The organism is Halopseudomonas laoshanensis, from assembly GCF_008365385.1.
In the GTDB taxonomy this organism is placed as follows: Bacteria; Pseudomonadota; Gammaproteobacteria; order Pseudomonadales; family Pseudomonadaceae; genus Halopseudomonas; species Halopseudomonas laoshanensis.
In genome coordinates this window covers 290,761-309,317 of sequence record NZ_QOVF01000003.1, presented here as the reverse complement: position 1 = coordinate 309,317, position 18,557 = coordinate 290,761, and the positions used below count along the sequence as shown (strand labels likewise).

At 59.8% G+C, this 18,557-nt stretch carries 18 protein-coding genes; 9 read left to right on the top strand and 9 right to left on the bottom strand.

Features of this window, described 5'->3' with window-relative positions:
• Nucleotides 1–54 precede the first annotated feature (54 nt).
• Nucleotides 55–1,266 (top strand): tryptophan synthase subunit beta, encoded by a 1,212-nt coding sequence (gene trpB, locus DT594_RS12230; protein WP_149332918.1) that lies wholly within the window; start codon nt 55–57, stop codon nt 1,264–1,266.
• The gene (trpA, locus tag DT594_RS12225) at nt 1,263–2,075 is read left to right on the top strand and encodes a tryptophan synthase subunit alpha (RefSeq protein ID WP_149332917.1); all 813 of its coding nucleotides are present in this window, start codon (nt 1,263–1,265) and stop codon (nt 2,073–2,075) included. Before trpB ends, trpA begins: the two co-directional genes overlap by 4 nt.
• A 39-nt stretch (nt 2,076–2,114) precedes the next feature.
• On the opposite strand, the gene aroE is transcribed toward trpA, so the two are convergent.
• The 5 genes from aroE to DT594_RS12200 all read right to left on the bottom strand — a co-directional run bounded on the left by aroE (nt 2,115) and on the right by DT594_RS12200 (nt 6,706).
• Entirely contained in the window at nt 2,115–2,921 is an 807-nt protein-coding gene (gene aroE, locus DT594_RS12220) for a shikimate dehydrogenase (RefSeq protein WP_149333148.1), read from the bottom strand.
• Nucleotides 2,922–2,923: 2 nt separating this feature from the next.
• Nucleotides 2,924–3,847: an oxygen-dependent coproporphyrinogen oxidase gene (gene hemF / locus DT594_RS12215; protein WP_149333147.1), complete on the bottom strand. Its 924-nt coding sequence runs from the start codon at nt 3,845–3,847 to the stop codon at nt 2,924–2,926.
• Between the two features lie 18 nt (nt 3,848–3,865).
• Nucleotides 3,866–4,423: an L-threonylcarbamoyladenylate synthase type 1 TsaC gene (gene tsaC / locus DT594_RS12210; RefSeq protein ID WP_149332916.1), complete on the bottom strand. Its 558-nt coding sequence runs from the start codon at nt 4,421–4,423 to the stop codon at nt 3,866–3,868.
• Between the two features lie 75 nt (nt 4,424–4,498).
• Complete coding sequence (gene dprA / locus DT594_RS12205; RefSeq protein ID WP_149332915.1) at nt 4,499–5,611, bottom strand: DNA-processing protein DprA; 1,113 nt, start codon at nt 5,609–5,611, stop codon at nt 4,499–4,501.
• Between the two features lie 69 nt (nt 5,612–5,680).
• Nucleotides 5,681–6,706, bottom strand: a complete 1,026-nt coding sequence (locus tag DT594_RS12200; protein ID WP_149332914.1) for a LysM peptidoglycan-binding domain-containing protein — start codon at nt 6,704–6,706, stop codon at nt 5,681–5,683.
• Nucleotides 6,707–6,845: 139 nt separating this feature from the next.
• Here DT594_RS12200 and def point away from each other — a divergent pair, with 139 nt between their 5' ends.
• The 5 genes from def (at nt 6,846) to DT594_RS12175 (ending at nt 12,582) form a co-directional block, all read left to right on the top strand.
• Nucleotides 6,846–7,358, top strand: a complete 513-nt coding sequence (def, locus tag DT594_RS12195) for a peptide deformylase (protein WP_149332913.1) — start codon at nt 6,846–6,848, stop codon at nt 7,356–7,358.
• Between the two features lie 63 nt (nt 7,359–7,421).
• The gene (gene fmt, locus DT594_RS12190) at nt 7,422–8,375 is read left to right on the top strand and encodes a methionyl-tRNA formyltransferase (RefSeq protein ID WP_149332912.1); all 954 of its coding nucleotides are present in this window, start codon (nt 7,422–7,424) and stop codon (nt 8,373–8,375) included.
• Nucleotides 8,372–9,724: a 16S rRNA (cytosine(967)-C(5))-methyltransferase RsmB gene (gene rsmB, locus DT594_RS12185; RefSeq protein WP_149332911.1), complete on the top strand. Its 1,353-nt coding sequence runs from the start codon at nt 8,372–8,374 to the stop codon at nt 9,722–9,724. Before fmt ends, rsmB begins: the two co-directional genes overlap by 4 nt.
• Complete coding sequence (gene trkA, locus DT594_RS12180; RefSeq protein WP_096345500.1) at nt 9,721–11,094, top strand: Trk system potassium transporter TrkA; 1,374 nt, start codon at nt 9,721–9,723, stop codon at nt 11,092–11,094. The genes rsmB and trkA overlap by 4 nt, the downstream gene beginning before the upstream one ends.
• Before the next feature lie 39 nt (nt 11,095–11,133).
• Nucleotides 11,134–12,582, top strand: a complete 1,449-nt coding sequence (locus DT594_RS12175; RefSeq protein ID WP_096345501.1) for a TrkH family potassium uptake protein — start codon at nt 11,134–11,136, stop codon at nt 12,580–12,582.
• Between the two features lie 2 nt (nt 12,583–12,584).
• Here the strand turns inward: DT594_RS12175 and DT594_RS12170 are convergent, their stop codons facing one another.
• The 4 genes from DT594_RS12170 to DT594_RS12155 form a co-directional block, all read right to left on the bottom strand.
• On the bottom strand, nt 12,585–12,869 hold the full coding sequence (locus DT594_RS12170; RefSeq protein WP_149332910.1) for a PilZ domain-containing protein: 285 nt from the start codon (nt 12,867–12,869) through the stop codon (nt 12,585–12,587).
• A 40-nt stretch (nt 12,870–12,909) separates the two neighbouring features.
• Entirely contained in the window at nt 12,910–13,797 is an 888-nt protein-coding gene (locus tag DT594_RS12165; RefSeq protein ID WP_149332909.1) for a lysophospholipid acyltransferase, read from the bottom strand.
• Nucleotides 13,798–13,880: 83 nt separating this feature from the next.
• Nucleotides 13,881–14,468, bottom strand: coding sequence for a DNA-3-methyladenine glycosylase I (locus DT594_RS12160; protein ID WP_246164627.1), 588 nt, complete (start codon nt 14,466–14,468; stop codon nt 13,881–13,883).
• A gap of 39 nt (nt 14,469–14,507) precedes the next feature.
• The gene (locus DT594_RS12155; RefSeq protein ID WP_149332908.1) at nt 14,508–15,344 is read right to left on the bottom strand and encodes a CvfB family protein; all 837 of its coding nucleotides are present in this window, start codon (nt 15,342–15,344) and stop codon (nt 14,508–14,510) included.
• A gap of 201 nt (nt 15,345–15,545) precedes the next feature.
• Here DT594_RS12155 and glyQ point away from each other — a divergent pair, with 201 nt between their 5' ends.
• Both glyQ and glyS read left to right on the top strand, forming a co-directional pair.
• Nucleotides 15,546–16,493, top strand: coding sequence for a glycine--tRNA ligase subunit alpha (gene glyQ, locus DT594_RS12150; RefSeq protein WP_096345508.1), 948 nt, complete (start codon nt 15,546–15,548; stop codon nt 16,491–16,493).
• Nucleotides 16,493–18,547: a glycine--tRNA ligase subunit beta gene (glyS, locus tag DT594_RS12145; protein ID WP_149332907.1), complete on the top strand. Its 2,055-nt coding sequence runs from the start codon at nt 16,493–16,495 to the stop codon at nt 18,545–18,547. The genes glyQ and glyS overlap by 1 nt, the downstream gene beginning before the upstream one ends.
• Nucleotides 18,548–18,557: the final 10 nt, after the last annotated feature.

The following is an 18,557-nucleotide window of genomic DNA, read 5'->3' as shown; positions in this document are numbered from 1 at the left end:
TTTTTTAACGCCTGCCTCCCCTAGTCTGGCTGCAATTCAAAAGAGGTAGCGATTATGCAGACCAACACCAATTTCAGTCGCGGCGCAGACGCCCAGGGCCAATTCGGCTCCTTCGGTGGGCGCTTTGTCGCCGAGTCCCTGATGCCGCTGATTCTCGATCTTGAGCAGGCCTTCAACACCGCCCTGAGCGAGCCGAACTTTCTCGCCGAACTCGACCGCTTCCAGGCCGAGTTCGTCGGCCGTCCCAGCCCGCTGTATTTTGCTGAACGCCTGACCGAGCTGTATGGCGGTGCCAAGATCTACTTCAAGCGCGAAGAGCTGAACCACACCGGCGCGCACAAGATCAATAACTGCATCGGTCAGGTGCTGTTGGCCAAGCGTATGGGTAAAACGCGGATCATCGCCGAGACCGGCGCTGGCATGCACGGCGTGGCTACCGCCACTGTGGCCGCGCGCTTCGGCCTGCCCTGTGTGGTTTATATGGGCGCCACCGATATCGAACGCCAGCGGGACAACGTTTCACGCATGCGCCTGATGGGCGCCGAGATCGTGCCCGTGACCTCTGGCACCGGCACGCTGAAGGACGCGATGAACGAGGCACTGCGTGACTGGGTCACCAATGTCGACAACACCTTCTACATGATCGGCACCGTCGCCGGACCGCATCCCTATCCCACCATGGTCCGTGAATTTCAGGCGGTGATTGGTCGGGAAACGCGAGTGCAGATGCAAGCCCGCGAAGGGCGCCTGCCCGATAGCCTGGTCGCCTGCATTGGCGGCGGCTCGAATGCGATGGGCCTGTTTCACGCGTTTCTGGATGACCCCAGCGTGCAGTTGATTGGCGTGGAAGCAGCCGGTGAAGGCCTGGACAGCGGCAAGCATGCTGCCAGCCTCAAAGGCGGCGTGGCCGGCGTGTTGCACGGCAACCGCACCTACCTGCTGCAGGATAACGACGGCCAGATCACCGATGCGCATTCGGTCTCCGCTGGCCTGGATTATCCGGGTATCGGCCCGGAACACGCCTGGTTGCACGAACAGGGCCGGGTGGATTATGCCGCCGTGACCGACACCGAGGCGCTGGAGGCATTCCACGTCTGCTGTCGCCAGGAAGGCATTATTCCAGCACTGGAAACCGCCCATGCGCTGGCCGAAGTCGCCAAACGCGCGCCGCTGCTGCCCAAGGATCATCTGATGGTGGTCTGCCTGTCCGGGCGCGGTGACAAGGACATGCCGACCGTATTGCGTCTGATGGAGGAAAAAGCATGACCTCACGTTTAGCCGGACGCTTTGCCGAACTCAAAGCCGCCAACCGCTCCGCGCTGGTGACCTATATCTGTGCAGGTGACCCTGGCTATGACGCCAGTCTGTCGCTGCTCAAGCAATTGCCGGCGGCAGGCGCAGACGTGATTGAACTGGGCATGCCCTTCAGCGATCCGATGGCCGATGGCCCGACCATTCAGGCCGCTGCCGTGCGCGCCCTGAACGCGGGGCAGACGCAACTGAAAACCCTGGAAATGGTTCGCCAGTTCCGGCGCGATGATCAGACCACGCCGCTGGTGCTGATGGGCTATTACAACCCGATCTACCGCTATGGCCCGGAAGCCTTTATGCGTGACGCACGGGAAGCCGGAGTGGATGGTCTGCTGATTGTCGATCTGCCCGCCGAACACGACAGTGAACTGGGGCCCCTGGCTCGCGAAGCGGGGCTGGACATGATCCGTATGGCCACGCCGACGACCGACGCCAAACGGCTACCGGCGGTACTGGATCGCGCCAGCGGTTTCCTCTACTACGTATCGCTCAATGGCGTGACTGGGGTAGGGCAGGCGGATAACGCCACGGTGCGCGATGCGATTGGCGCAATTCAACAGCAAACCGAGCTGCCGGTCTGTGTCGGCTTCGGCGTACGCACGCCGGAACAGGCAGCGCGCTTCGCACTGGATGCACAAGGGGTGGTGGTCGGCTCGGCGCTGGTGGAACAGATCGCCAACGCGAATTCGCCAGAACAGGGCGTCAAGGATGTGCTGAGCCTGGTCTCGGCGTTATCGGCAGCCGTCAAACAGGCCAGAAACTAAAGAGCACGTCAGGCCGCGGGGAAACTCAGCCTCGCGGATTTAGCGCAACGCCGCCAGCACTGGCGCGGTATCCGGCCTTACCCCGCGCCAGAGCAGAAAGGCTTCCGCCGCCTGCTCGACCAGCATGCCCAGCCCATCCATACAGCGCGCAGCGCCAAGCTCGGCGGCCCAGTGATTGAAGGGCGTGGCACTGGCGGCATACATCATGTCGTAGCAGAGCGTATGCCCTGGCTGAATCAGCTTCGGCGAAATCTCCGGCACCTCGCCGCCAAGACTGGCTGAGGTGGCATTGATAATCAGATCGACCGGCTCTTCAATCCAGTTAAATCCCGCCGCACTGATCGGCCCCTGATCGACAAACAGCGCCGCCAGCTCTTCGGCCTTGGACACCGTGCGATTAACCACGCACAGCTGCTTGGGGCCCGCCTCCAGCAACGGTTGAATTACCCCCCGCGCCGCGCCGCCAGCACCCACCAGTAATACCTTCAGGCCCGCCAGCGACACCCCGGCATTGGCCTGAATATCACGTACCAGCCCTTTGCCGTCGGTGTTGTCACCCAGCAGCGTGCCATCTTCCAGACGCATGATGGTGTTGACGGCCCCGGCACGGTGAGCCGCCTTGCTGTGCTGATCAACCAGCACCCAGGCCTGCTCCTTGAAGGGCACGGTGACGTTGACGCCATGGCCCTCACGCAAAAACGCCCGCAGGCAGCCGGCAAAATCATCCAGCGGCGCCAATAACGCCTCGTAGGTCAGCTGTTCGCCGGTTTGCTCGGCGAACAGCCGGTGGATCAAGGGCGACTTGCTGTGGCCTATCGGATTGCCGATCACTGCATACCGATCAATGCTCATGGATGCAGCCCCAGCCAATCGCGCACCGGCAGAAATTCCGCAACCAGCCGCGCCTCTTCACTGCCGGGCTCCGGCTGCCAGTTGTAGCCCCAGCGTACGGTGGGCGGCAGCGACATCAGAATGGATTCAGTACGCCCGCCGGTCTGCAAACCAAACAGCGTGCCGCGGTCATAGACCAGGTTGAATTCCACATAACGCCCGCGGCGAAACTCCTGGAAAGCCTTCTGCTCGGCACTGTAAGGGGTATTGCGCCGGCGCTCGACAATCGGCAGATAGGCCTCGACATAGGCATCGCCGATCGCCCGCTGGAATTCGAAGCTGCGCTCGAAACCCCATTTGTTCAGATCATCGAAGAACAGCCCGCCCACACCACGGGCCTCCTGCCGATGCTTGAGGTAGAAGTACTCGTCGCACCAGGCCTTGTACGCCGGGTAGACATCATCGCCGAACGGCTTACAGGCATCGTGGGCGACCTGGTGCCAGTGCACGCAGTCTTCTTCATGGCCGTAATAGGGGGTCAGGTCAAAGCCGCCGCCGAACCACCAGACCGGATCGGCACCCGGCATCTCGGCGACAAAAAAGCGTACGTTGGCATGCGAGGTAGGGATATGCGGATTGTTCGGGTGCATGACCAGCGATACACCCATGGCCTGGAAAGAACGCCCGGCCAGTTCCGGGCGCTGCGCCGTGGCCGACGGCGGCATGCTGTCGCCGTGTACATGGGAAAAGCCCACGCCGCCCTTTTCCAGCATGCCGCCGTTTTCGATAATCCGCGAACGCCCACCGCCGCCGCCCGGGCGCTCCCAGCATTCCTCCTGAAAGGTCGCCTGGCCGTCGGCTGACTCCAGTGCGGCGCAGATGCGGTCCTGCAGCCCCATCAGGTAGTCTTTGACGGCGGCAACATCGGTGGCATCGGGCATATCTTTCACGGGCTTACCTCAGGACGGGCGGATGATCTGATCGGTCTGCAAGTCCCTGATGATACTGGGATTGCGCTGCCCACCCAATGCGCCAGGCACAATTGCATCCAGATTCTGATGAAAATACTGCTCCACGCGCAAACGCGAACGCGCCGCCGGCCGGCCTGAAGGGTTGGCCGAGGTCGACACCAGTGGCCCACACACGGCACACAACTGCCGAATCAATGGATGCGCGCTGACGCGCAACGCGACCGTCTCATGCTGCCCGGTGATCCACGGCGGCAGGCGATCCTGATGCGGTACCAACCAGGTATTGGCGCCGGGCCAGGACAGCCGCAGTTTGGCCAACTGACCATCCGGCAAATCCCACAGCAGGAAATCAAACTGCTCAATCTCACCGGCGACTAGAATCAGACCCTTCTCCACCGGGCGTTGCTTCAATTCCAGCAGCCGCTCGACCGCATCGGCCTTCCAGGGATGGCAACCCAGACCCCAAACCGCCTCAGTCGGATAGGCAATCACTCCGCCTGCATGAAGAATGCGTTCTACCTGTCTGATACGCCAGTTTGCCAACATGCTGTCCTCGATAAGCCATCAATGCTGTGACAGTATCCGAGCCACGCCGCAGGCTCAAGCGCTTAGGAGCGGAGATCAGCGGCGGGAAAACCCATGCGGGGTTTGCTGAACGTGGCCGGCCAGCTCCAGATCAAGCAGCTCGTACATCACCTGCTCCACCGCCAAACCACTGTGCTGGCTGAGCCAGTCAATACTCGCCGGCTGATGGTCCAGGCAGAGCCATAATGGGCTATCAGGCGCCTGTGTGACATCGTCATAACCTTCGGCCGCAGCCAGCGCGGCTTTCAGCGGCAGCTTCAATACGTCCAGCACATCCTGCACTGTCTCGACCAGATGCGCGCCCTGGCGCAACAGCTGATGGCAGCCCTTGGCCTGGGTGTTGTGGATTGAGCCGGGCATGGCGAAGACTTCGCGATTCTGCTCCAGCGCCAGGCGCGCGGTAATCAGCGAGCCGCTGTTAAGGCTGGCCTCGACCACCAGCGTGCCCAAGCTCAGACCGCTGATAATCCGGTTTCTTTGCGGAAACTGGCCCGGCTGCGCTGCTGCGTCCGGCGGCAATTCCGATACCAGCAAGCCGCCCTGTTCAACAATCTGCGCGGCCAGCGCTTTATGTCGCCTGGGGTAACAGTTGTCCAGCCCCGTGCCCCATACCGCGATCGTCTGACCCTCTGCATCCAGCGCGCCCTGATGGCAGGCACCGTCGATACCCAAGGCCATGCCACTGGTCACCAGCAAGCCACTGGCGGTAAAGCTGCGGGCAAAAGCGCGCGCTGTCGCGGCGCCGTGCGGGCCAGGGTGGCGGGTGCCGACCATCGCCAGTTGCGGATCATGCAGCAAGCCGGGATCACCGCGCAGATACAGCAGGGGTGGGGGATCAGCGATCTCTCTGAGCAAGGCGGGATAGTCCGGCGAGTCCAGACATAGCACGCTGCATCCGGATTGCTCCAACCAGGTCTGCACCCGCTCGAAACGCGCCAAAAGTGCCGCATCACCGCGTTGCCAGGCTTGCACTGATTCGATTGCGCGCGGTTTGAGCCCGAGTGATTGCAGACGCAACAGATCGGCGTCGAGCACATCGGCGAGGCAAGGGAAGTGCGGCAAGAGGCGGGTGACGGCGCGTGCGCCAAACCCATCAAGCAGAGACAGAACCACAAAGGCCTGTCGGCTATCGGACAGGGGGTAGTGCATGGATCATCCTTGATCAGAACGCGGCACCGCCCGTTTCAGGCGGTGCCGCAAGACTTTAACATTCCAGTCTCAGGGATTGCGGACCTTGTCCATGATCGCCATCTGACGGCTGGCTTCCAGCACGATGCCATAGCTCATCTTGTCATAGGCGCGGAACACCATCATCAAACCGGCGTGCTCATCGGGCAGGCTGACCTGATCATTCTGCACGCGGTCACGTACCACTTCACCGGTCTTGAAGATCGACAGCACGCTGCCTTCCTTGAGACCGTCCCGAGCGCCCTTGTTGATCAGCACCACATCGTACTGGCCAATCTGAGTGACGCCATTGGGTACGTCCAGAATCAGGCCATCAATCTCGCCGGCCGGCTCACTGGGGAAGAAGGTGGACGCCAGCGGGCGTTCCTCGGTAGGCAGGAGGCGATCGTTAACGCGAATTTCCTGGCTGCTGCGCGAGATATCCAGGGTTGCGATATCGCGCTCGGTTGCCGCTACTTCGCCATGGCCCAGCTCCTGGGCGTGAATCCCGAGAAACTCACCGGTCTGCGGATCGGTATAGGCCTTCTCACGGCGGTAGATGCCATAGCCCGGAATCGACGGATCGATGTTGCCACGCGCATAAACGCGACTGCCCGCACCTGCCACCACACTCTCCGCCTGGCCGCCGATAACGTAGGGCGCGGCTTCCAGTACAGCGGGGTCATCAATAATGCGGCCGGCTCTGAGAAAGGCGTTGATCGCTTCCAGCGGAATGGTCGGAATCGCTTCGGCAATTGGCTGGGAACGTACGGTAGGAGACAGTTTGATGTTGCCGCCCTGACCGCGATTGACCATCAGCCGTGGCTGGCCATCGATGTACACCAGCGAGATCATATCGCCGGGATAAATCAGATGGGGGTTATTGATCTGCGGGTTCGCATGCCATATTTCTGGCCATTTCCATGGCAGGTTAAGGAAGCGCCCGGCGATATCCCAAAGTGTATCCCCCTTCACAACCTGGTACCGTTCCGGATGACCATCCCTAAAAACGGGCTCCTGTGCCTGCGCCCAAAAACTGATTGAGAGCAGCAGAAGGCCGAGTAATGTTTTCCTCATGACATGAATCCCTTTATTATAGAGGCCAGCAACCAGGTTTGACGGAGACTTTAATACGTCAAATCCGTTCTATTTCCAAGCTGCTCATCATCTTAGCAGCACAAATTAGATTTATTCCACAATTGCGTCACAAACAGACATGGCCATATTAAACATTTTAGAATTTCCTGACCCACGCCTGCGGACCATTGCTAAACCAGTGGTGGCGGTGGATGCGCGCATCCGTCAGTTGGTCGACGATATGTTCGAAACCATGTACGACGCTCCGGGTATTGGCCTGGCAGCGACCCAGGTGAATGTGCACGAACGGGTGGTGGTGATCGACATTTCCGAGGACAACAACGACCCGCGGGTATTTATTAACCCCGAACTAGAGCCGTTGACCGAGGACCTGGAGGAAATGCAGGAGGGTTGCCTGTCAGTCCCCGGCTTCTATGAAACCGTTACCCGTCCCGAACGCGTGCGGGTCAAGGCGTTGAACCGCGAAGGTGAGCACTTTGACGAGGTTTGCGAGGGTTTGCTGGCGGTGTGTATTCAACACGAATGCGATCACCTGAACGGTAAGCTGTTCGTCGATTACCTTTCTAACCTGAAACGTGACCGGATTCGCAAAAAACTGGAAAAGTTGCACAAGCAACAGGCCAGCGCCTGACGTCCAACCGCATCGCAAGGCTTGCTTCGGCAAGCCTTTTTATTTAGCCGTATCAGGAACAGCATGGACTCCTCTTCTCTACGTATTGTTTTCGCTGGCACCCCGGAATTTGCCGCTGCCCACTTGCAGGCGCTGATAAACGCCAACTTGCAGGTCGTTGGCGTATACAGTCAGCCTGACCGCCCCGCCGGCCGTGGGCAGAAGGTGGCCATGAGCGCGGTCAAGCAACTGGCGCTGCAGCATGGGCTACCGGTGTTCCAGCCTGCCAGCCTGCGTAATGAAGAAGCACAGGCGGAACTGGCCGCGCTGAAACCCGACCTGTTCGTGGTGGTCGCCTACGGTTTGATCCTGCCGCAAGCGGTGCTGGATATTCCTCGCCTGGGCTGCATCAACAGCCATGCCTCGCTGCTGCCACGTTGGCGCGGAGCGGCGCCGATTCAACGGGCAATAGAAGCGGGAGACGATGAAAGCGGTGTTACCGTTATGCGCATGGAGGCCGGGTTGGATACTGGCCCGATGCTGCTCAAGGTTCGCACCCCCATCGCCGACGCTGACACCGGCGGCAGCCTGCATGATCGGCTCGCACAGCTGGGTCCCGATGCGATCATTCAAGCTATCGCTGGACTGGCGGCTGGCACGCTGGAAGGCGAGGTTCAGGACGATGCGTTGGCGACCTACGCGCACAAGCTTAACAAGGCCGAAGCGGCTATCGATTGGCAAAGGCCCGCGCTGGAGTTGAGCCGGCTGATACGGGCGTTCAATCCCTGGCCACTGGCCCACGCTGGCTGGCAGGGAAAAGCGCTGAAAGTGCACGCCGCCGAGCCGGAAACCGACAACGGCCAACCCGGTGAAATTCTCGACTGCAGCAAAGCCGGACTACTCGTCGGCTGCGGCACCGGAAGCTTGCGCCTGACCCGGCTGCAGCTACCCGGAGGCAAGCCTCTGAACTTCAGCGATATCTATAATGCACGGCGCGATCAGTTTGCCCCGGGGCAGCGGCTGGACAACGGCCTGTGAGCCCGCGCCTGGCTGCTGCCAATGCGTTAGCGACCGTGATGGCCGGCAAGGCATCCTTGGGTACCAGTCTGCCGGCGCAAATGCAGCATGTCGCCGAGCGCGATCAGGCGCTGACCCAGGAACTGGCGTTTGGTACCGCACGCTGGTTTCAACGTTTGGACGGCCTGGCGAACGCCCTGTTGGAAAAACCCCTGAAAGCCGCCGACCGGGATCTGCACGCACTGCTGCTGGTAGGCCTGTATCAACTGCTGTTTACGCGCATTCCAGCCCACGCCGCGATTGATGAAACAGTGAATGCCGCGAAAGCGCTGAAAAAGCCTTGGGCAAAAGGTTTGCTTAATGCCGTGTTGCGTCGCGCACAGCGCGAAAGCGAAGCACTACTGGAAGGGCTGGTACGCGACCCGACCATTCGCCTGGCGCATCCCCGCTGGCTGCAGAAGCAGCTCAAGGCCGACTGGCCGCAGCATTGGGAAGCAATCTGTGCCGCCAACAACCTGCACCCGCCGATGACCTTGCGCGTGAATGCGTTGCAAGGTACGCGCGAGGATTATCTGATCAGCCTGCTTGAAGCCGGCTTCGCTGCTACTGCCAGCGAGTTCAGCCCGGTGGGTATCAGCCTTGAGCAATCCTGCGACGTCTATCGTTTGCCTGCATTCAATAAGGGCCGGGTCAGCGTTCAGGATGAAGCCGCGCAGTTGGCTGCCCCCCTGCTTGAACTGCAACCCGGGCAACGCGTGCTGGATGCCTGCTGCGCTCCGGGTGGCAAGACTTGCCACATACTTGAACTGCAACCAGCACTGCAGGAGCTGGTGGCGCTGGACCTAGAGCCGCGGCGCCTGCAACGGGTGCGCGACAACCTGCAGCGTCTGGGCTTGAGCGCGACATTGAAAGCAGCAGACGGTCGCGACCTCGACGCCTGGTGGGATGGCCAGCCGTTCCAGCGCATCCTGCTCGATGCCCCCTGTTCCGCCACCGGTGTGATTCGCCGGCATCCGGACATCAAGCTGACTCGCCAGGCCGAAGATATTGCTGCACTGGCGACCCTGCAGGGCGAGCTGCTCGACCGCCTCTGGCAGACACTCGAAGTCGGCGGCATTCTGGTGTACGCCACCTGTTCGGTATTGCCCGAGGAAAACACTGAGGTGATTGATGACTTTCTTCAGCGCCAGCCCGGCGCGAGGGAGCTGTCTATCGTCGCCGACTACGGCCTGCCACAGCCGCATGGTCGGCAATTGCTGCCGCAAGAGAATGGCCATGATGGCTTCTATCTGGCAAAACTGATGAAAGTTAGCGCCAGCCACACGGCACGGAGCTACACTCCTGAGGATAAGGGGACAGCCGTTACATGAAAATTATTATTCTCGGTGCCGGTCAGGTAGGTGGCAGCCTGGCCGCCGAGCTGGCCAGCGAAGCCAATGACATTACTGTGATAGACACCGACGGCCCGCGCCTGCGCGAATTGAGCGACCGCCTTGATATTCGTACCGTGGTCGGCAAAGGCTCTTTTCCGACCGTTCTGCGCCAGGCCGGTGCCGATGACGCGGATATGCTGATCGCCGTTACCAGCAGCGACGAAACCAACATGATCGCCTGCCAGGTGGCTTACACGCTGTTCCGTACGCCCACCAAGATCGCGCGTATTCGCGAATCGGCGTACCTGACCCGCGGCGGGCTGTTCCATAACGAAGCCGTGCCGATCGACGTACTTATCAGCCCGGAGCAGGCGGTAACCACCTACGTCAAACGCCTGATCGAAAACCCGGGTGCCTTGCAGGTGCTGGATTTCGCCGAAGGCAAGGTGCAACTGGTCGCGGTACGCGCCTATTACGGCGGCCCGCTGGTTGGCCAGGAGCTGCGTTTTCTGCGCCAGCACATGCCCGGCGTCGATACCCGGGTAGCAGCCATCTTCCGCAAGAACCGGCCGATCATCCCCAAGGGCGACACCATTATCGAAGCCGATGATGAAGTCTTCTTCATTGCCGCCACCCACGATATTCGCGCGGTAATGAGCGAATTGCGGCGGCTGGAGAAGAACTACAAACGTATTCTTATCGCTGGCGGCGGCAACATCGGCGAGCGGCTGGCCGAAGCCATCGAAAGCCGTTACAACGTGCGCATTATCGAGAAGAACAAGGCGCGTGCGGACTATCTGTCGCAGAACCTGGACAAGACCATCGTGCTGCACGGCAGCGCTTCGGACAAGGAACTGCTGATCGAGGAAAACATCGAGGATGTGGACATCTTCTGCGCACTGACCAACGACGATGAAGCCAATATTATGTCCTCTATGCTGGCCAAGCGGCTGGGTGCACGCAAGGTCATGGCGTTGATCAACAACCCGGCCTACGTGGACCTGGTGCAGGGCGGCGAGATCGATATCGCCATCTCCCCGTCGCAGGCGACCATCGGCACCTTGCTCACGCACGTACGCCGCGGCGACATCGTCAACGTCTATTCGCTGCGCCGCGGGGCAGCGGAAGCGATCGAGGCGGTCGCACATGGCGACTCGCGCTCGTCCAAGGTGGTAGGCCGCAAGATCGGTGAGATCGACTTGCCCCCGGGCACTACCATTGGCGCGATCGTTCGCAACGAAGAGGTATTGATTGCCCATGACTCCACCTTGGTCGAGTCCGAAGATCACGTGATTCTGTTCGTTATCGACAAGAAGCATATTCGCGATGTAGAACGCCTGTTCCAGGTCGGGCTGACGTTCTTCTGATGATCATTTCTTCCTGATGTACGGCAGATAAGGACGCGCATGCAGTTCACACAGATCCAGCGCATTCTCGGCATTCTGCTGATGCTGTTTTCCACCAGCATGCTGCCCGCTGTGGCGGTCGGATTCTTTTACGGCGAGCAGGCCCGCGAAGCATTTATTGTCGCCTTCCTGATCACCATGGTTGCTGGATTGGTGATCTGGCTCCCGGCGCGCCATCAGCGCAATGAACTACGCACGCGCGACGGTTACCTGATTGTGGTGCTGTTCTGGCTGGTACTGGGTCTGTTCGGGGCGGTGCCCTTGTATCTGCTGGATATGCCCGACCTGAGTATCGCCGACTCGGTTTTCGAGTCCTTCTCCGGGCTGACCACCACCGGGGCGACGGTAATTACCGGGCTGGATACGCTGCCCCGCACCTTGCTCTATTATCGCCAGCAATTGCAGTGGTTCGGCGGGATGGGGATCATCGTACTGGCGGTGGCGATCTTGCCGATGCTGGGTGTTGGGGGCATGCAGCTGTACCGGGCGGAAATGCCTGGGCCGTTGAAGGAAAACAAGCTGACCCCGCGAATTGCCGAAACTGCGAAAGTACTCTGGTACATCTATGCCGGTCTGACGTTAGTCTGCGCCCTGGCTTACTGGGCCGCCGGTATGAGCTTGTTCGATGCCGTCGGCCACAGCTTTTCAACGGTGGCGATTGGCGGCTTTTCCACCCATGACGCTAGCATCGGCCATTATGACAGTTCGTTGATCGAACTGATCTGCATCCTGTTCATGCTGATTTCTGGTATCAACTTCGCCCTGCACTTTCTCGCCTGGCGCTTCCGCTCAGTCAAGAGCTATTGGCAGGATCCGGAGTGTCGCGCCTATATCCTGATCATCGCCGCGCTATTCATTGTCTGCGCGGTCATCCTGATCCACTTCCAGTATTACGATGTGTGGACATCGATTCGTTACGCGGCTTTTCAGACTGTCTCGATTGCGACCACCACCGGCTTTGGCGTCACTGACTTTTCGGCCTGGCCGACGGTTCTGCCGTTCCTGCTGCTGTACGCGAGCTTTATTGGCGCCTGCGCCGGTTCGACCGGCGGCGGCATGAAGGTTATCCGTGTGCTGCTGCTGTACAAACAGGGCTCGCGGGAAACCAAGAAACTGTTGCACCCGCATGGTGTGTTCCCGGTAAAACTGGGTAACAAGGCGGTGCCGGATCGGGTAGTGGAGGCGGTGTGGGGGTTCTGCGCGGTATACGTATTTGCCTTTGCCGTGCTGTTTCTGATTCTGCTCGGCACCGGGCTGGACTTTGTCACGGCCTTTTCAGCATTGACCGCCTGCATCAATAACCTGGGGCCGGGTCTGGGCGAGGTCTCCACGCACTACGGGGAGCTTTCATCGACAGTGAAGTGGATACTCAGCTTCGCCATGCTGCTCGGACGTCTGGAAGTCTTTACCCTGCTGGTGCTCTTCACCCCGATGTTCTGGAGACGCTGAGATTAGTCTTCAGCGTCCTCTTCAGCATCGATAAACGCCAAACCAATGCCTTCGCCCGGAATCGCCCGCTGCACCATCATTGCCAGCACCGGGGCTTCGATCGGCATGTCCTGAACCTGCCCGCGAACTTCAGTACCCGGTTGCAGGCAGGTCAGATCGGGATTCTCAACGAACACACCACCATCGGACAAATCGCGAGTGAAGCCATAGAGGTCACCGACATCAGGATGGCTGATCTTGATCCGGCAACGCATTGGCGTGCGCGGATGCTGGCGTTGATTGGGCATGGTCTATCCCCCCGACAATCCGGTTGTTGTTATTGATGGCTCAGTACCATTTCTTCTCGCCCGGCGGGCGTTTCTTGAAGCGCTTCATGCTCCACATATACTGACTCGGCCAGCGCCGCACATAACTTTCAATGGTCTTGCTCATGCTCGCTACGGCGGCGTCGGCATCGTCACTGTAAAGCGCTTCGGGCGCCGCTTCCACTACGACTTTGAAGCCGCCGTTATCCGGCAACCGCAGGCAATGTAGATAGATTGCCTGGGCGTCGTTACCCTTGAGCAGATTGGGCACAAACTTGCTGGTCAGTGCCTGCACGGCAAAGAAGGGTACAAACACGCCGCTCTTGAGCGCCGGCTCTGGATCGGCCGGAATGCCCACAGCGCCACCCTTACGCACTTCGCGCATGACGCTGATGATGCCTTCGCGTGTCGAGGGCGCCACCTTGTTGCCGAGTTGCACACGCTGCTTTTTCAGCAGCTCATCCACCGCTTTCTGCTTTGGCGGGCGATAGAAAATAACCGGCGAGCACTGTGAACAATACCAGTGATTCAACACTTCCCAGTTACCCAGATGGCTGGTGATGCCGACGATGCCCCTGCCGTTGGCCAATGCGGCCTGCAGCACTTCCAGACCCTCAACTTCCTTGACCAGACTCACGGTTTTCTGCGGCTTCCACATCCAGGCACACGCACTTTCTGCAAAGCTGCGGCCGGTATCGAGCATGGTTCTGCCCACCAGATCTTCGAGTTCTGCGGTGTTCAGCTCCGGCATGCAGTGGCGCAGATTGGTTCTGACTACCTCGCGTGAGCGATTCGGCAATTTCCACATCAGCCAACCGACGGCAGCGCCGAGACGCTGCGCTACGGCAAATGGCAAGCTGGAAAACAGCCGGAGAAATCCGACAATGATGGCGCCTTTAAGCCGCTCCACAAGCTACTCCCGTCATTTGATAATCGGCCATTGTAATGATCCGATAGCCGGGCGGCGAGACGCCCGGCGAAAACTCCGACTCATTACTCGGCGCCGCTAAGAACGGGGTAGCGAAAACAGTCGGTGGTGTGATCCATAACCATGCCGGTGGCTTGCATGAAGGCATAACAGATGGTTGGGCCGACAAAGGTAAAACCGGCTTTCTTCAGCGCCTTGCTCATGGCTTCCGCTTCAGCGGTTTTAACCGGCACCTGACTGATACTGGTGAAGTGATTAATCAGCGGCTGGCCGCCGACAAACTGCCACATCCATTCGCCAGGATCGGTCTGCTCGCTCAGCCGCAGCCAGGCCTGAGCATTCTGCCGTGCGCCTTTGACCTTGAGACGGTTGCGGATGATGCCGGTATCTTCAAGCAGATCAAGCAGGTCGTTATCGGTCTGGTTGGCCATGAACTGCGGATCAAAGTCGCGGTAAACCTCGCGATAACGATCGCGCTTTTTCAGAATGGTGATCCACGACAGCCCCGCTTGAAAGCCATCCAGCAGCAGCTTCTCAAACAAGCGCTGCGCATCGTATTCCGGCACACCCCACTCGCTATCGTGGTAAGCCTGGTAGATCGGGTCGGTGGAACACCATTGGCAGCGCTGCGGTACCATCTCGGAACTGGACATCACCCCTCCTGATACTGAATCGGGTGGTTATCCACCCGCTCAGACTTTTTCAATTCGATCCGGTTGAATGCGAATATGGCCGAGTTTCATAAGTCCGCCAATGGCCTTTTTGAAATTGCCTTTGCTCACGCCGAACTCCTTGGCGATCAATTCCGGCGGACTTTTATCGCTGATCATCAGTACGCCGTCATGCTCCTCAAGCCGTTGCATGATCTGCTGCTGCAATGCGTCGCCAGCATCACTACCCACCGGTTGCAGGCTCAGGCTGATCTTGCCGTCAGGGCGAATTTCCTTGATGTAGCCGACTTCCTGCATGCCGTTGCGCAGGAACTTGAAAGCTTCATTCTTGTGCACCAGGCCCCAGTGCTGACCATTGATGATCGCCTTGAAACCCAGATCGGTTACCCCGGCGATCAGCAGGTTAACCTGCTCCCCAACCTTGTAGCGCGGCGGCGTCTTGTCCAGATGCCGATCCAGATGCGCGGTCGCAGTAATGCGGCGGGTATGCTTATCCAGATACAGATAGACCACGCAATAATTGCCGACCTCAAGCGGACGCTTTTCTTCGGAATGCGGCAACAGCACATCTTTCGGCAGCCCCCAGTCGAGGAACAATCCGACCCGGTTGATCTCTGCCACCTTGAGGCTGGCAAACTCGCCGACCTGCGCCTTGGGCGTCTCGGTGGTGGCAATCAGCTTGTCTTCGCTGTCGAGGTAGATAAAGACGTTCAGCCAGTCCTCCACCTCGGTCGGGGTATCTTTCGGAATATAGCGGTTGGGTAGCAGAATCTCACCATCGGGCCCGCCGTCGAGGTAGAGGCCAAAGCCGGTGTGCTTGACGATCTGCAGGGTGTTGAAGCGCCCGATGGCGGCCATAGAGGTATTCCCGAATTGAAGTTGAACGCATTGTAGCAGCCTGCTTGGAAGGACCAACCGAAGACTGATCGCCTGTGCGCAAGTTCGCTATACATGGCCGGGTCTTGGGAGTGCCCGCCAAATCCACGCCATTCCTGTATGTCCGGGGCCGTCTGATTGTATACTGCGGCCTTTATTTTAAAGCCTAACCGGACAAATCACGTGACTCAGACCAATCCAGCCACGCAAAGCTTCCAAGGCCTGATCCTTGCCCTGCAGAGTTACTGGGCAGAGAAGGGCTGTGTGATCCTCCAGCCCTACGACATGGAGATGGGCGCCGGCACCTTTCACACCGCCACCTTCCTGCGCGCCATCGGCCCGGAAACCTGGCATGCCGCCTACGTTCAACCCAGCCGTCGCCCGGGTGACGGCCGCTACGGCGAGAACCCCAATCGCCTGCAGCATTATTACCAGTTCCAGGTGGTATTGAAGCCCAACCCCGGCGACATGCAGGAGCTGTATCTGGATTCGCTGAATCATATTGGCGTGGATACCAAGGTGCATGATGTGCGCTTCGTTGAGGACAACTGGGAATCGCCCACGCTGGGCGCCTGGGGTCTGGGTTGGGAAGTCTGGTTGAACGGGATGGAAGTGACCCAGTTCACCTACTTCCAGCAGGTCGGCGGGGTTGAATGCTATCCGGTGACTGGCGAGATTACCTATGGCCTCGAGCGGCTGGCGATGTACTTGCAGGGTGTCGATTCGGTCTACGATCTGGTCTATTCCGACGGCCCGTTCGGCAAGGTCACCTACGGCGATGTGTTTCATCAGAACGAGGTCGAACAATCGACCTACAACTTCGAACACGCCAATGTCGAGAAGCAGCTGGAACTGTTCGATTTCTATGAGAGCGAGGCCAACCGTCTGATGGCCGCCGAACTGCCGCTGCCAGCCTATGAAATGGTGATCAAGGCCTCGCATGCCTTCAACCTGCTGGACGCGCGCCGGGCCATTTCGGTAACCGCCCGGCAGCAATACATCCTGCGCGTGCGTACGCTGTCCCGCGCTATCGCCCAGAGCTATCTCCAAGCCCGAGCCAAACTTGGCTTCCCAATGGCCACGCCCGAACTCCGTGACGAAGTACTGGCCAAACTCAAGGAGGCCGAATAATGCAGGCTCAGGATTTTCTGGTAGAGCTGGGCACCGAAGAGCTGCCCCCCAAATCGCTGAAAACGCTGGCAGAAGCTTTTCTCGCCGGTGTAGAAAAAGGCTTGAACGAAGCCGGGCTGGAATTCCAGAGCGCGCGCTATTACGCCGCGCCTCGACGTCTGGCAATTCTGGTCGACCAACTCGCCGTGCAGCAGCCGGATCGCACGCAACAGATGGACGGTCCACCACTGCAGGCCGCCTTCGATAGCGAAGGCAAGCCGACCAAGGCCGCCGAAGGCTTTGCCAAGAAGTGCGGTGTGTCGGTAGCTGATCTGGATCAGAGTGGCCCCAAGCTGCGTTATGTCCAAAGCATTCCCGGCCAACCCGCCGCCGATCTGCTGCCGGACATTGTCGACCGCGCGCTGGCGGCGTTGCCGATTCCCAAGCGCATGCGCTGGGCAGCCAGCAAGACCGAGTTCGTGCGCCCGACCCAGTGGCTGGTGATGCTTCAGGGTGATTCAATCATTCCTGCGGAGATTCTCTCACAGCACGCTGCGCGCACCTCACGAGGGCATCGCTTTCATCACCCCGAAGAGATTCGCATCAGTATTCCCGCGAGCTACGCCGATGACCTGCGCAAGGGCCACGTGATTGCCGATTTCGCCGAACGCCGCGAGCTGATTCGTCAGCGCGTAGAAGAACTCGCGGCTGAGCAGCAGGGCACTGCCATCATGCCCGACGACCTGCTGGATGAAGTCACCGCGTTGGTAGAGTGGCCGGTACCTTTGGTCTGCAGCTTTGAAGAACGCTTCCTCGATGTGCCTCAGGAAGCCCTGATCTCGACCATGCAGGACAACCAGAAGTACTTCTGTCTGCTGGACGCCAATGGCAAACTGCTGCCGCGCTTTATCACCGTGGCCAACATCGAATCCAAGGACCCGGCGCAGATCATCTCCGGCAACGAGAAGGTCGTACGCCCGCGTCTGACCGACGCCGAGTTCTTCTTTCTGCAGGACAAGAAAACCCCGCTGGAGAGCCGTAACCAGCGCCTGGCCAATGTGGTGTTTCAGGCCCAGCTGGGCACGGTGTTCGACAAGGCCCAGCGCATTTCCAGCCTGGCCGCCTTTATCGCCGGGCAGATCGGCGGAGCGCCCGACAAGGCCGCGCGCGCCGGCCTGCTGAGCAAGTGCGACCTGGCCACCGAGATGGTCGGCGAGTTTCCCGAGCTGCAGGGCATTGCAGGTTATTATTACGCCCAGCACGATGGCGAAGCTGAAGATGTGGCGCTGGCACTCAACGAGCAATATATGCCACGCGGTGCCGGCGCCGAGCTGCCCAGCACCCTGACCGGTGCCGCTGTAGCGCTGGCAGACAAGCTGGACACCCTGGTCGGCATCTTCGGGATCGGCATGCTGCCGACCGGCAGCAAGGACCCTTACGCCCTGCGCCGCGCCGCCCTTGGCGTGCTGCGGATTCTGATCGAGAAAGGTCTGGAACTGGATCTGCATGCCGCGATTCAGGTGGCTGTGCAGCAGTACGGCGACAGCGTGAAGAGCGAAAACCTCGCGGGCCAGGTGCAGGACTTTATCTTCGACCGCCTGCGCGCACGCTACGAGGATGAGGGCATTGATGTTGCGGTGTACCAGGCAGTGCGCGCCGTCAGCCCGGCGTCGCCACTGGACTTTGATCAGCGCGTGCAAGCAGTCCAACTGTTCCGCCGCCTACCCGAAGCCGAGGCGCTAGCCGCAGCGAACAAGCGCGTGTCGAATATCCTGGCCAAAGCCGACAGTCCGGTCGCCGCCGAGATCACCCTGGTACAGTTGCAGGAACCAGCTGAACAGGCATTAGCCACCGCCATTGTCGAGGCTGAGCACGCGGTCACGCCGCTAGCGGCTCAACGCGAGTACAGTGCCGCGCTCGAGCGTTTGGCGAGCCTGCGTGAGCCGGTAGACGCCTTCTTCGACCAGGTATTGGTCAACGCCGAAGACCCGGCGGTACGCGCCAATCGCTACGCACTGCTGGCACGTCTGCGCGGGTTGTTTCTGGGCGTCGCTGATATTTCGCTGTTGGGATAAGGTACTTTTT

Coding starts and splice junctions, on each gene's coding strand:
- trpB (WP_149332918.1), top strand. CDS start 55: ATGCAGACCAACACCAATTTCAGTCGCGGCGCAGACGCCCAGGGCCAA.
- trpA (WP_149332917.1), top strand. CDS start 1,263: ATGACCTCACGTTTAGCCGGACGCTTTGCCGAACTCAAAGCCGCCAAC.
- hemF (WP_149333147.1), bottom strand. CDS start 3,847: ATGCCCGATGCCACCGATGTTGCCGCCGTCAAAGACTACCTGATGGGG.
- tsaC (WP_149332916.1), bottom strand. CDS start 4,423: ATGTTGGCAAACTGGCGTATCAGACAGGTAGAACGCATTCTTCATGCA.
- dprA (WP_149332915.1), bottom strand. CDS start 5,611: ATGCACTACCCCCTGTCCGATAGCCGACAGGCCTTTGTGGTTCTGTCT.
- DT594_RS12200 (WP_149332914.1), bottom strand. CDS start 6,706: ATGAGGAAAACATTACTCGGCCTTCTGCTGCTCTCAATCAGTTTTTGG.
- def (WP_149332913.1), top strand. CDS start 6,846: ATGGCCATATTAAACATTTTAGAATTTCCTGACCCACGCCTGCGGACC.
- fmt (WP_149332912.1), top strand. CDS start 7,422: ATGGACTCCTCTTCTCTACGTATTGTTTTCGCTGGCACCCCGGAATTT.
- trkA (WP_096345500.1), top strand. CDS start 9,721: ATGAAAATTATTATTCTCGGTGCCGGTCAGGTAGGTGGCAGCCTGGCC.
- DT594_RS12175 (WP_096345501.1), top strand. CDS start 11,134: ATGCAGTTCACACAGATCCAGCGCATTCTCGGCATTCTGCTGATGCTG.
- DT594_RS12170 (WP_149332910.1), bottom strand. CDS start 12,869: ATGCCCAATCAACGCCAGCATCCGCGCACGCCAATGCGTTGCCGGATC.
- DT594_RS12160 (WP_246164627.1), bottom strand. CDS start 14,468: ATGTCCAGTTCCGAGATGGTACCGCAGCGCTGCCAATGGTGTTCCACC.
- DT594_RS12155 (WP_149332908.1), bottom strand. CDS start 15,344: ATGGCCGCCATCGGGCGCTTCAACACCCTGCAGATCGTCAAGCACACC.
- glyS (WP_149332907.1), top strand. CDS start 16,493: ATGCAGGCTCAGGATTTTCTGGTAGAGCTGGGCACCGAAGAGCTGCCC.